Source organism: Rhizobacter sp. Root1238, assembly GCF_001425825.1.
Taxonomy (GTDB): Bacteria; Pseudomonadota; Gammaproteobacteria; order Burkholderiales; family Burkholderiaceae_C; genus Rhizobacter.
This window is the reverse complement of sequence record NZ_LMDM01000023.1, coordinates 367,074-380,288: the sequence shown is the minus strand read 5'-3', so window position 1 is coordinate 380,288 and position 13,215 is coordinate 367,074. Positions and strand designations below refer to the sequence as shown.

At 70.9% G+C, this 13,215-nt stretch carries 8 protein-coding genes; 3 read left to right on the top strand and 5 right to left on the bottom strand.

Annotated elements, in window-relative coordinates; translation table 11 throughout:
* Positions 1 to 96: 96 nt before the first annotated feature.
* The 5 genes from ASC98_RS18425 to ASC98_RS18405 form a co-directional block, all read right to left on the bottom strand.
* Positions 97 to 489 (bottom strand): DUF2177 family protein, encoded by a 393-nt coding sequence (locus ASC98_RS18425; RefSeq protein WP_056814367.1) that lies wholly within the window; start codon positions 487 to 489, stop codon positions 97 to 99.
* Positions 490 to 533: 44 nt separating this feature from the next.
* Positions 534 to 2,963, bottom strand: a complete 2,430-nt coding sequence (locus ASC98_RS18420) for a serine/threonine protein kinase (protein ID WP_157597739.1) — start codon at positions 2,961 to 2,963, stop codon at positions 534 to 536.
* Between the two features lie 30 nt (positions 2,964 to 2,993).
* Complete coding sequence (locus tag ASC98_RS18415) at positions 2,994 to 4,868, bottom strand: HDOD domain-containing protein (protein ID WP_056814362.1); 1,875 nt, start codon at positions 4,866 to 4,868, stop codon at positions 2,994 to 2,996.
* 119 nt (positions 4,869 to 4,987) lie between these two features.
* On the bottom strand, positions 4,988 to 8,242 hold the full coding sequence (locus ASC98_RS18410) for an exodeoxyribonuclease V subunit beta (RefSeq protein ID WP_082541699.1): 3,255 nt from the start codon (positions 8,240 to 8,242) through the stop codon (positions 4,988 to 4,990).
* Positions 8,239 to 10,839: a PD-(D/E)XK nuclease family protein gene (locus ASC98_RS18405; protein WP_157597738.1), complete on the bottom strand. Its 2,601-nt coding sequence runs from the start codon at positions 10,837 to 10,839 to the stop codon at positions 8,239 to 8,241. Before ASC98_RS18405 ends, ASC98_RS18410 begins: the two co-directional genes overlap by 4 nt.
* Before the next feature lie 140 nt (positions 10,840 to 10,979).
* Here ASC98_RS18405 and trxA point away from each other — a divergent pair, with 140 nt between their 5' ends.
* The 3 genes from trxA to ASC98_RS18390 all read left to right on the top strand — a co-directional run bounded on the left by trxA (position 10,980) and on the right by ASC98_RS18390 (position 13,194).
* Positions 10,980 to 11,309, top strand: a complete 330-nt coding sequence (gene trxA / locus ASC98_RS18400; protein ID WP_047511552.1) for a thioredoxin TrxA — start codon at positions 10,980 to 10,982, stop codon at positions 11,307 to 11,309.
* Between the two features lie 258 nt (positions 11,310 to 11,567).
* On the top strand, positions 11,568 to 12,830 hold the full coding sequence (gene rho, locus ASC98_RS18395) for a transcription termination factor Rho (protein WP_056814355.1): 1,263 nt from the start codon (positions 11,568 to 11,570) through the stop codon (positions 12,828 to 12,830).
* Between the two features lie 103 nt (positions 12,831 to 12,933).
* Complete coding sequence (locus ASC98_RS18390) at positions 12,934 to 13,194, top strand: type B 50S ribosomal protein L31 (protein WP_056814352.1); 261 nt, start codon at positions 12,934 to 12,936, stop codon at positions 13,192 to 13,194.
* Positions 13,195 to 13,215 lie beyond the last annotated feature (21 nt).

Genomic DNA, 13,215 nt, shown 5'->3' with positions numbered 1-13,215 from the left:
ACAACAATTTAATTTCCCGTGCTTGAGTGACAGTCGACGAAGCTCCGTTCCTTCTCTCGCTCAGATTTTTGTACCGTGTCGCGGTGCTTGGTATCCTCACCCAGGCCGCATGGAACACAGACGGGCGACGCCCGCCGACAACGCTCCAACCAGCGCTCCCCACCCCATGTCCACCGCCGTGATCCCGACCGGCCACCCCCTCAACGTCGCCAAGTTCGTCAAGTCATACGTCGCATAGCAAAGCAATCCCAGCAACCCGCCCAGCCTCGCCGCATGCCACGCATCCCGCGCCGGCATCACCGCGAACACCACGATCCCGACCGGAAACAGCAGGTAGAACAGCCCCGCCGCCACGACGTTGACCTGCTGCGCCATCAGGTGCCCGATCCCCGCGCGGTACCAATCCATCGCGATCAGTCCGAGCCACAGGCCATCGAGCGCCAGCAGCACGACAAGCGCTGCCACATACGGAACGAGGTAAGTACGCATGCGGCCGATGCTACGTCGCACCGGCCACACCGTTCAAGCCACCCTCACCGCGACTGCTTGAACGCCATCACCGCTTGGTTCCGCAGCGTGCGCAGCAGCGAGAGCTCCCGCTCTCCCAGCTCGATGCCGCCCGGCTGCGCCTTGTCGGCATAGATCAGCGCGAACGGCGCGCCCTTCATCAGCAGCGGCAGCAGCAAGAACGCCGGGGCATTCACCTGCTGCCGGTACCACGCCGGCAAGCGCGCCGCGATGTTCGGCACCGTCGCGTCCGAGATCAGCGTGTCCGCCCCCTTCAGGCACACCGCGCTGAACAGGTCGGGCGCACTGCCCGGCGCCGGCTTCAGCGCCACCTTGAACTGCTTGCTCGCGCTGTCGACGTCTTCGCCCATGCCGAAGCGGCCGGTCAGCGTCTCGGTCTTCGGGTCGCGCAGGCAGAACACGATGCGCCGGAACCCCAGCGCACGCAGCATCGTCTCCAGGATCATCCGCAGCACGTCGTTGAGCTTGAAATCCTCGACCATCGTGTTCGTGATGTCCTGGATCCCCGCGCCCAGCATCGCGGCCGCGGCGTCCTGGTCGAACGGCTTCTCGGCCGGCCTCTCGAGCGGAATGGTCATGTCGATCGCGATCGTCGCCTGCAGCTCATGCCCCGCCAGGCTGTCGGCATCGCTCGCGATGGTCTTCGCGGTGCCGTTGCCGCCCGGCTGCTCCAGCAGGCGCCGCACCGGCGAGCCGGGCTGCACGCTCAGGCTCATGGCCTGGGCCAGCCCCGCCAGCCGCTGCTGCGCCAGCAGCGCAGCGGCCTGCATGTCGCGCGGGCTGATCTCCAGCACGCGCGCATAGCGCTGCGCCACCGCGGCGATCGCGCTGCTCGCGCGGCCCGGCTCGGCCTGCAGCATCGCATCGGTCACGTCGTTGGCGGCCAGCGCGATCCAGCGCATCCGGTCGGCCTTCTCGCAGGGCCGCGACGGGAAATCGCCCACCGGCCGGCGCATGCAGCGCTGCAGGCTCTCGGGGAACCCCCAGGCCTTCGCGATGCCCAGCCCCAGCTCCTCGAAACTCAGCCCCAGCACGCTGATCGACGCCGCATGCTCGCCCATCGTCGAGCCGCCGACGCCCTTGGTGCCGGTCAGCTTGCGCACCTGGCGCGCTTCGTCCGGAAAGTAGAACTCCGTCAGCAGCCGGCCGAGGTTCTGGAACATCGCGCCGATGAAGGCCTCCTCGCCGTCCTTCGACGCCGGCAGCAGTTCGTTGGCCAGCGAGCCGGCCATCAACGAGCGCAGGAACTCTTCCTTCAGCTGGTTCGCATGCCCCTTGTCGTGCATGTGCTCCAGCAGCACCAGGCTCAGCGCGATGTTGCGGATGCCGGCGAAGCCGATCAACGCGACCGCGCGCGACACGGTGCTGATGCTGCCGCCGCCCGACTGCGTGTAGTGCGCGGTGTTCACCAGCCGCAGCAGCTTGTTGGTCAGCGCGACGTCCTTCAGGATCTCGCTCGACAGGCTGGCCAGGCTCTCGGTCTCCGAATTGGCGACGCGCTGGATGCGCACCACCGAATCCGACATCGCCGGAAAGTCGCTCTTGTGGCGCATGCGGCGCAGCAGGAACTCCAGCGTGCCGCTGCCCGACTGGGCCGGCTGCGCGGCCTGCCCTGCCGGCGCGTCGGCCGCCGGGACCAGCCACTCCTGCAAGGCCTTGCGGAACGCCGCCACATCGGCATGCCGCTGCCCCGGATCCCGCGCCAGGCTGCGCATCACGATCGCGCGCAGCGCATCGTCGGCATCGCCGGCGCCATCCTTCGGCCACGCCATGTCTTCGTGCGCCACACGGTACATCGCGCGGAACGGATCCTTCTCGATCAGCAGCTGCCGCCCGCACAGCATCTCGGCCAGCACCAGCGCGGCCGAGAACAAGTCCATCGCCGGCGCCGGCTTCAGCCCGTGCGTCGCCTCGGGCGACATGTAGCCCGGCGTGCCGACCACCTGCTGCACATGCTGCGCATCGACGCTCGCGGCAATGCCGAAGTCCATCACGCGCGCCCGCCCCTCGGCGTCGACCAGGATGTTCGATGGCTTCAGGTCGCGGTGGATCACGCCGGCGGCATGCGCTGCGCTCAGCGCGTCCAGCACGCCCAGCATCATCTCGACCGCATCGCGCGCCGGCATCGCGCCCTTCGCGCGCAATTGCTCGGCCAGCGTCGGGCCGGCCACGTATTCGAAGACCAGGTACGGCTGCTGCTCGTGCACATCGGCCTCGAACACCGGCACGATGTGCGGGTGCGTCAGCCGGCTGACGCTGCGCGCTTCCTGCAGCCAATGGCCAACCTCCACGGTGTCGGCCCCGGGGCGCATCAGCTTGACGGCGACCTCGCGCTCCAGCCGCGGGTCGTGGGCCAGCCACACGGTGGCCTGCGCGCCCTTGCCGAGCATCCGCCGCAGTTCGAAGCGGCCCAGGGTGGCGGGGCGCGTGGCCATGGCGGCAGCGGGCATCGATCCGGATCGGGCTTACTGAGGACGCGAACGCGCCGCGGCCAGGCCGCGCAGCCCACCCGCAGGCGTCGGCGTCGCATCGTCGGTGGCCACGTGGCGCGACGATGCCGCCACGCCGCCGGTGGTCATCGCCTGGCGCGCGTTCTGCAGCGCTTCGCCGATGTCGCGCGCCGTCACCTCGAGCGGCCGCGCGTAGCGCTGCGCCACCACGGCCAGGCCGGCGGCCACGCGCGCCGGCGGCGACTGGTTCACCACGTCGACCGCCTCGTTGGCGGCGCTCGCGGTAATGCGCAGCACGTCGCCGTCGCTGTCGGCGGTGCGCACCGGCCGGCCGACAGGCAGCCGGCGCGCCATGTGCAGCACCTCGTCGTTCAGGCCCCAGTGGCGCGCCACGGCCGCGCCCAGCAGTTCGCTGTCGACGCCGAGCACCGCCAGCGATGCGCCCTCTTCGGTCATGCCCGGCTGCTCGGCCTCGCCCGGCTCGGCGGGCGGAATCGGCTGCATCAGCTGGCGGATCTGTTCGGCTTCATCGGGGAAGTGGTACTGCACCATCAGCCGGCCCAGGTTCTGCAGCGTCGCGATCAGGTAGACCACCTCGGGGTCGTAGCCGGCCGGGCGCAGCACCTGCGCGGCGTGGCCGGCCAGGCGCACGCGGTCCATCAGCTTCTGCAAGGCGTCGGCATGCGCCGGCGCCAGCGGCCCGGGCCACGGCCGCAGCACCGCGGCGGCACTGCGCACGCCCTTCAGCCCGACCAGCGCGACCGCGCGGCGGATCGTCAGCACCGGGCCGTTGCCCGAAATCTGCGTGCCCTGCACCTGCGCCGAATTGACGGTGCGCAGCAGTTCGAAGCTGAGCGCCATGTCCTGCAGGATCTGCTGCGCGATCTCGTCGGTGCGCTGTCCCTCGGCCATCGCGAGCCGGCCGACGCGCTGCGCGACGCCGGGCGCGGCCGGCAGGTGGCCGATGCTGCGCATGCGGTCGATCAGCAGCGCGATCGCGCCGCCGCTGTCCTGCGCATCGGTCTCGCGCCAGCCCGACATCGCGCGCAGCATCGTGCGGGCACTGTGGTAGCGCTGGCGCTCCTGGCGGTCGGTGGCGCGGTTGGCGATGGCGCGCAGCGCGTCGGGAATCGGCTTCGGCGTGCCCCAGGGCAGGCGGATGATGTCGCGGCCGACCGGCGGCAGGCGATCGATGACGCGGGCGGTGTCGGGTTCGTCGAGCGCCGGCTGGCCCGACAGCAGCTGGTGCAGCACCAGGCCGGCACACAGCACGTCGCGTTCGGCCGCGACGCGGGCGGCGCGCAGCTGGTTCGGGTCCATCGGCATCGCGCGGTCGTGGGCCCGGTCATGGGCGCGGTCGGCGGGCGCCGGTTCGCCGGCCGCCGCGGCCACCGTCGACGCGACGGCCAGCGCCATCACGCGCACCGTGCCCTGCTCGCTGAGCAGCACATGGTGCAGTTGCAGGTCGCGGTGCGCCACGCCGGCTTCGTGCGCGAAGGCCAGGCCTTCGAGCGCCTGGATCATCCAGCCGACCGCTTCGTTCGCGGTCAGCCCGGGCGTGGCGGCCAGCCGCTCGGCCAGCGTGCTGCCGAGCGCGCGATCGACCGCGACATACGGCCAGTGGTCCTGCACGCCGACCTCGATCACGTGGGCCAGGTTCGGGTGGTCGAGCCGGGCGGCGAGCTTGGCGTCACGCGTCCAGGCTTCCAGACCGGCCGCATCGGCCGGCTGCACGCGCGGCAGTGTCAGCATCACCTCCTGCGACGCGCGCGGATCGAAGGCCAGCCAGACCATGCTGCGGTCGCTCTTGCCCAGCAGCTGGCGCAGCTGGTAGCGCCCGAACGCACGCGTCGGCGCGGTCTTGGCGGCAGGAGTCTCCGGAACGGACATGGGCGAAGGGCGCGATGTGACGAAGTTGCCTTATTGGACGACCGAATGCTGCATCGTGGTGCGCAGATGAACCCGGAAAAGCCGTGTCATTTTCAGCCGGGGTGGCTGCTTTTCGCGCGTCAGATGTCGAGCTCGACCACCTCGCCGGTGCCGGCGATCAGCGCGCAGCGCACGCGCTCGCCGGGCTGCAGCGCCTGCACCGCGTCGCGGTAGCGCTGCATCTGCTGCCGGTACTCCTGCTGCGCCTGCGGCTTGTGGGCCAGCTTGTAGTCGAGCACCCACCAGACGCGCCGGCCGCCTTCGTCCAGCGCCACCAGCCGGTCGATGCGCAACGCCTGCGCGCCCTGCGCCACCGCCACCTCGTTGCCGGCCCACAGCAGCCCGGCGCGGTCGAAGAAGCGACGGCCGCTGGCATGCTGCAGCATCGTCGACGCGATGCGCAGCACCTCGCGCGGCGGGCTGTCGAACGCGCTGGCAGCGGCGGTGGCGAGTACTTCCAGGGCTTCGCCGGTCGCTCGATCCGCGGTCGCCCATTCCAGCGTGCGGTGCACCGCCTGGCCGAGGCGCGACGCGCGGTCGTCGCGGGCCGCGAACGCGGCCGGCGCCGGATCGGCCACAGCGACCGGCGGCAGCGCCGGCAGGCCCGGCAACGCGAACGCCCCCTGCCCCGCCGCCGCCGAGGCCACGTCGGCCGGCAGCCACGGCTGCGCGAGCGCCTCGACCCGCTGCCACCACGACGCACCGGGCGCAGCGATGTGCGGTTCGGTGCGGCTGAACACCACCTGCTCGCGGGCCCGCGTCATCGCGACGTACAGGCCGTTGAGCTCCTCGCGCTGCCGCGCCGCCAGCTCGGCCAGCATCGCCGGCGCGAGCGACGGCGGCACGTCGCCTTCGGAGTAGACGAAGGCGCAGCGCGCCGGCCGGTCCAGCTCGACCGGCCAGTCGACCAGCACGGTCGCGGTGTCGGTGCCGGCCCGCTCGGGCGAGCTGTCCATGATGAAGACGACACGCGCCTCCAGGCCCTTGGCGCCGTGCACCGTCAGCAGCTGCACCGCGTTGCGCTGCGCCGGCGGCGCCACCTTCAGTGCGCGGCGCTTCAGGGCCCGCACGAAGTTGTACGGCGTCGCATAGCGCGCGCCGTCGAGCGTCAGCGCCTGCCCGAGCAACGCGTCGATCGCGTTCAGCGCCGCGGCACGCTGCTCCGGCGGCACGGTCGCTGCGACACGCTCGCGGTAGGCGCTTTCCGCGACGATGCGGTCCAGCAGGTCGTGCGGCGGCAGCTCGCGCGCGGCCTGCAGCCACGCCGGCAGCAGCCGCTGCGCCCGCTGCAAGGCCGGCCGGCCATCGTGCGACCCGCGCAGCAGCGCACCGAACCAGTCGCCACCGTCAGCGGCCTGCGCCAGCGCGATCAGTTCGTCGTCGGCCGCACCGAACAGCGGGCTGCGCAGCGCCTGCGCGAGCGACAGCCGGTGCTGCGGCGAGGCCAGCGCATCGAGCATCGCGATCAGGTCGCGCACCTCGGGCGCGTCCATCAGCGACTGGTCTTCGACCGCGGCGGCCGGCAGGTGCCGCGCCTGCAGCGCCTGCGCGACCAGCCGCAGCGAGGCGCGCTTGCGGCACAGCACGAAGATCTCGCCCGGCGCGACGCTGCCGCCCGCGACCAGCTCGCCGGCCGCCTGCGCGACCCAGCGCGCCTCCTGTTCGCGCAGCACCTCTTCCGGCTCGTGGCGCGGCGTGACCAGGCTGTCGCGCCACAGCAGCCGGCCTTCGTCACGCGCCGCGGATTCGCGCGGCGGGCGCGGCACCGGCGGCAGCGCGCGCACGCCGGCGCCGGCGAGCGGCGCGATCTCGGTGCTGTGCGCGCGGTAGTCGCTGTAGTCGCCGTCGCGCTGCGCCGCCTCGAACACCCGGTTCAGCGCGGCAATCACCTCGGGCGCATTGCGCCGCGTGTGGTCGCAGGCCAGCACGTGGCCGCCCAGCCCGTCGGCCACGAAGTCGCTCGCCGCGGCGAACACCCGCGGCTCGGCGCGGCGGAAGCGGTAGATGCTCTGCTTCGGGTCGCCGACGATGAAGACCGACGGCGGCCGCTGACCGCTCGCGCCGCCGCCGGCGCCGGCATAGGCCGACAGCCAGCTGTGCAGCGCATGCCACTGCAGCGGGCTGGTGTCCTGGAACTCGTCGATCAGCACATGGCGCACGCGTGAATCGAGCCGCTCCTGCACCCAGCCGGAGAGGTCGGCATCGCGCAGCAGCGCGAGCGCGCAGCGTTCCAGGTCGGCCATGTCGGCCAGCCCGCGCAGGCGCTTGAACGCAGCGAACTGCGCGAGCAGCACGCGCGACAGCCGCGCCATGCGCAGGTGTTCGTCGTGCGCCGCCTGCTGGCGCGCGGCATGGTGGATGGCGTCGAGCAGCGCGACCGCATCGTCGAGCTCGGGTGCGGCCAGGTGCGCGCGCAACTGGCCGCTGCTGTTGAGCAAGGCGCTGCGCGCGGCCTGCAGCGCAGCCTCGACATCTTCGAGCGCGAGCGCCTGCTCGAGCAGGCTGCCCTGCTTGCGCGGCGTCGCCTTGGCCTGCGCACCGAGCGCGGCGGCCACGCGCAGCAGCAGGCCGCGCGCCTCGGCGTCGTGCAGCCGGTGCGCCGGATGCGGCAGCGCCGCCAGCGCCGGCCACAGCTGCGCGGCCGACGGCACGCTGTCGTCGAGCACGCCGGCCTCGTCGGCCAGCTCGATCTCGACGCGCTTGTCGAGCACCGTCGCCAGCCACTTCGCGGTCTGCGAACGGCCGCGCCGCTCGATCAGCGCGCGGTAGTCGGCGTGCAGCGCCGCGTCGTCGAGCAGGGCCGCATGGAAGCGCCGGAAGATCTCGCCGAGATGCTCGTCGATGTCCTCGATCAGGCTCATGCCGGGCTGCAGCCCGAGTGCCGCCAGCAGGTCGAGCGGCGCGGTCTTCAGCAGCTGCGAGAACCAGGCGTGGAAGGTGCGGATCTCGACCGGCCGGCCGCTGGCCAGCACCTGCTCGTGCAACCCGGCCAGCCTGGCGGCGAGCCCGGCCGCCTGCGCCGGCGGCACGCCGCGCGCGACCAGCTCGGCAGCGCGCTTCGCATCGTCGGCCTGCGGCGACGCGAAATCGGCCAGCCACTGGTTGAGCCGCTCCCGCATCTCGCCGGCCGCCTTGCGGGTGAAGGTGATCGCGAGGATCTCCTGCGGGCGCGCGCCGTCGAGCAGCGCGCGCACGATGCGCGACACCAGCATCCAGGTCTTGCCGGCGCCGGCGCAGGCTTCGACGGCAACGCTGCGCTGCGGGTCGCAGGCGATCGTGTAGAACGCCTCGCGAGAGACCGGTGCGCCGTCCGCCTGGTAAGCCGGGGCGTTCAACGCGAACTCCATTGGTCCTTGCGGCACAAGCCGCGCGCCTCGCAGAAATCGCAGACGCGGCCCTCGCCGAGCGCCGGCAGGCCCTCGCCGGCGCGGATGCGGGCCAGTTCGCCGGACAGGCCCTCGACCAGCGCCTGCGCGCTCGCCTCGACCTCGGGGTGCGGCACCTGGCGGATCTCGTGGCCGGCGTCGAGCAGCAGGTAGACGGCCTGCAGGCCGGCATCGGTGTGCGGGCGCATCAGCGCGGCGTAGAACGCGAGCTGCGTGTCTTCGAGCGGCTGGCGCACCTGCTGGCGCAGCGCGGCTTCGCTGCCGGTCTTGTAGTCGATCAGCTCCAGCACCTCGGCACCGTCGTCGCGGCGCTTGTCGGCGCGGTCGATGCGGCCATGCAGCGTGACCGCCGCCGGCGCCGGCAGCTCGATCTCGTGCGCCTGCTCGCCTTCGGCCCAGGCGATGCCCTGCGCATCGCGCTCGTGCAGCCATGCGATGTAGCGCGGCGCGAGCTGCTCGAAGCTGGCGTCGTACGGCAGGAACTCCTCGTCGGCCAGGCCGGCGCGGTCCTGCATCGTGCGGCCCAGGTGCAGCAGGCGGGTGGTCTCGTCGGCCGGCGTGCCGGGCTCGCTGCGCGTCTCGTGGAAGGCCTGCAGCACCGCATGCAGCCAGTTGCCGTAGTCCCGCTTCTCGACCTCTTCGTCGAGCTCGCCGGGCTCGCGCAGCTTCAGCATGTGCAGCGCATGGAAGCGGTACGGGCAGGCGCGCAGCGCTTCGCAGGCGCTCGCCGACAGCCGGTCCGGCAGCAAGGCGCCGGCCGACGGTGCCGGCATGAAGACCGGCTGCGGCTCGACCGCCTGCGACGAGCGCGGGTCGGTCCACGCTTCGAGGCCGCGCGACACCTTCTGCAGCGCGAGCGACAGCCGCTCGACCAGCGGGCTGGCCGACAGCGGCTCGCTGCCGTCGACATGGCGGCGCAGCAGCGTGACCTGCGCCGCATGCATCGCATGCGCGAACGACAAGGCCTCGCGCTCGCGGCGGCTGGCCGCGCTGGGCAGGCCGAGCGCCACCGCCTGCGTGTCGCTGATGAACGGCAGCGGGTCGACGCCGGCGCCCAGGTGGCGCTCGTCGGCCCCGGGCAGCACCAGCGCGGCAAACGGCCGCAGCGTGGCATGCGCAAGCGGCGTGATCACGACCGCCGGCTGCGCCGGCGCCGGCGGCACGAACGACGATTCTTCGAGCACGCCGTCGACCCACTGGCGAAACTGGTCGAGCGTCATCGAGGTCTGGCCCGCCTGCGCCGGCCAGCCGCGGCCTTCGGACAGCCACAGCGCGGCCAGCACCTGCGCACCGGCCGCATCGTCGGCCAGTGCATCGGCCAGGCCGGCCGCGCCGAGCAGGCCTTGCAGGGCGCCGCACCAGTCGCGCAACGGGCGACGGCCGGGCTCGGCGAGCGGCGCCAGCGCGTCGCTCAGCGCGGCCCACAGCCGAGCTTCTCCGGGCTGCAGCCGTTCGGCATCGATCTGCGAAGTGCGGCGCCACCCCTGGCGGCGGCAGGTCGCTTCGAGCGACTGCGTCAGCGCGGCCACCGGGCCGAGGCCCGGCCACGGCGCGGTCAGCGATTTCAGCGCGTCGAGCGTCGCATCGGCGCTCGACGCACCGACCGCGCGCAGCAGGCCCATCAGTTGCGCCGCGGCACGGGTGGTCGACAGCTTCCAGCCGGTTTCGTCGAGCACCGCGACCGACTGCCGCGCCAGCAGCGCATGCACGCGGCGCACCAGCAGCCGGTCCTGCGCAACCAGCGCCACCGGCAACTCGCCGCGCTGCACATGCGCCAGCACCTGCGCGGCGGTGCACTGGGCCTCGTCCTCGAAGCCTTCGCACAGCGCGACGGCCGGCGAGCGCGACGGCAGGCGCAGCGCGGCCGCATCGGTGTCGATGACGACCGCGGGCACGCGCGCGGCGCGCAGCAGCGCGTCGGTCAGCGGGTCGCTGCCGCCGACACGGACGGCGATCCAGGCCGCGGGCCGCAGCGCGAACAGCGCATCGGTGTGCGGCGGCGCGGCGGCGGCAGCCCATTCGACCGCGATCGCCGCGATCTGACGCTCGGTGAGCCCGGGACCGTCGCCAGCCGCCAGTAGTGCGCGCGCCTGTCGCCAATGCGCCTCGCGGCCGGACGGCTCGATGGCCGCCGCGGCCCGCGCCAGCCCGTGCGAGAGCCGCACGAAGCCGGCCACCGCATCGTCGAACGCCCGCGGATCGCTGCGGCCCCAGGCCTGCAGCCGCGCCTGGCTGCGCAGGAGGCGCGCGGCCGCGAGCCGGTCGAGGTGGACGTCGAACGTGATCTGGGCTTCTTGCGCGATGGGCGGCGGCCCGAGGCGCTGCGCGAGCGTCTGCGTCGTCTCGATCTCCGGCATCCAGCCGCCGGCCTGCGCCCAGGCGGCCCGTGCCGGGCCGAGCTGCTGCGCGAACGGCACCAGCACCACGCAGCCGCGTGCCTCGATGCCCGCGCGCACGATCCACGCGCGCACCTGCGCGACGAGGCCCGGCCCGTCGAGCGCAGCGGCCGGCATGGTGTCGATCACCGGGGTTTCAAGGTCGCTCAAGGTGGCTTTGCGAGGGCGTTGCGGCTATCGAAGCCATAGCCGTGGTGAGGTCGAGGGGCGCCGCGCGAACAGGGGCTTTGTGTCAGAATCATTGTGCCTTGCCACTCGCAACGGGTGGCACATGTCCAAGGACAAATCCCATGAGCAGCGAACTGATCAAGCACACCACCGACGCGTCGTTCGACAGCGACGTCCTGCAGGCCGACAAGCCGGTCCTGGTCGATTACTGGGCCGAGTGGTGCGGTCCCTGCAAGATGATCGCCCCGATCCTCGACGAAGTGTCGAAGGACTACAGCGGCCGCCTGCAGATCGCCAAGCTGAACGTCGACGACAACCGCGACGTGCCTGCCAAGTTCGGCATCCGCGGCATCCCGACCCTGATGCTGTTCAAGGGCGGCCAGCTCGCCGCCACCAAGGTCGGCGCACTTTCGAAGGCCCAGTTGACGGCCTTCCTCGACGGTCATCTATAATCCGCCGAATCGTGGTGGCCTCGGGCCCCGTTCTCCCCGGACGGACTGAAGCCACCACCTGAAGATTGCCACCTCACCCAAAGCCGCCAAGGCTGCGGCGCGCAGGTCCGGCCCAAAACCCCAGCGTATTTGTCGTCGCGAAAGCGGTGCCAAGTGATCTTGCAGCCTGATGTCGGGTTGCTCGCGAAACTTGTCGCAGCGATCGATTTCGGTCCGTCTTCAGGGACCCTGCTTGCACTCTTTCCAGGGGCACTGCCCATGCATTTGTCTGAACTGAAAGCGCTCCACGTTTCCGAGCTCATCACGATGGGCGAGGCGCTGGAGATCGAGAACGTCGCCCGCATGCGCAAGCAGGAGCTGATGTTCGCGATCATGAAGAAGCGCGCGAAAGGCGGCGAGCAGGTGTTCGGCGACGGCGTGCTCGAAGTGCTGCCCGACGGCTTCGGCTTCCTGCGCGCCCCCGACGCCAGCTACATGGCCTCGACCGACGACATCTACCTGTCACCGAGCCAGATCCGCCGCTTCAACCTGCATACCGGCGATGCCGTCGAAGGCGAAGTGCGGGTCCCGAAGGACGGCGAACGCTACTTCGCGCTCGTCAAGGTCGACCGTGTCAACGGCCTGACGCCCGAGGAGAGCAAGCACAAGATCATGTTCGAGAACTTGACGCCGCTGTTCCCGAAGGAACAGTTCAAGCTCGAACGCGACATCAAGAGCGAAGAGAACGTCACCAGCCGCATCATCGACCTGATCGCGCCGATCGGCAAAGGCCAGCGCGCGCTGCTCGTCGCGCAGCCGAAGACCGGCAAGACGGTGATGATGCAGCAGCTGGCGCATGCGCTGGTCGCGAACCACCCCGAGATCTACCTGATCGTGCTGCTGGTCGACGAGCGCCCCGAGGAAGTGACCGAAATGGTCCGCACGGTGCGCGGCGAGGTCATCAGTTCCACCTTCGACGAGCCGGCTGCGCGCCACGTGCAGGTCGCCGAAATGGTGATCGAGCGCGCCAAGCGCCTGGTCGAGATGCGCAAGGATGTGGTCATCCTGCTCGACTCGATCACCCGCCTGGCCCGTGCGTACAACAACGTGCTGCCCTCGTCCGGCAAGGTGCTCACCGGCGGCATGGACTCGAACGCGCTGCAGCGCCCGAAGCGCTTCTTCGGCGCGGCCCGCAATGTCGAGGAAGGCGGCTCGCTGACCATCATCGGCACCGCGCTGATCGACACCGGCAGCCGCATGGACGACCTGATCTACGAAGAGTTCAAGGGCACCGGCAACTGCGAAATCCACCTGGATCGCCGCATGGCCGAGAAGCGCGTCTACCCGTCGATCCTGATCAACAAGAGCGGTACGCGCCGCGAAGAACTGCTGCTGCAGCCCGAGATCCTGCAGAAGACCTGGATCCTTCGCAAACTGCTGTACCCGATGGACGAGATCGAGGCGATGGAATTCATCCTCGACAAGATGAAATCCACGAAGAACAACCACGATTTCTTCGACATGATGCGTCGCGGCGGTTGAGGCCTGCGCAAACCACGCTATAATCCGCGGTTTTCCGCATTCCGGAAAGTGCGCCAAGTGGTTTGGCGTGGCTCCCGGTATCACAGCGCTGAAGAGGTTTCTCATGGCCAAAGAAGGCATCCACCCGAACTACCGCGACATCTGCTTCGTGGACCTGTCCAACGGTTTCAAGTTCGTCACGCGCTCGTGCGCGCAGACGCGTGAAACCATCAAGATGGAAGATGGCCGTGAGCTGCCGCTGATCAAGCTGGAAACCACCAGCGAATCGCACCCGTTCTACACCGGTACCCAGAAGAGCATCGACTCACTGGGCGGCCGCGTCGAGAAGTTCCGCAACAAGTTTGCGCACCTCAAGTCGAAGTAAGCCGCACTGTCACGCCCTGGC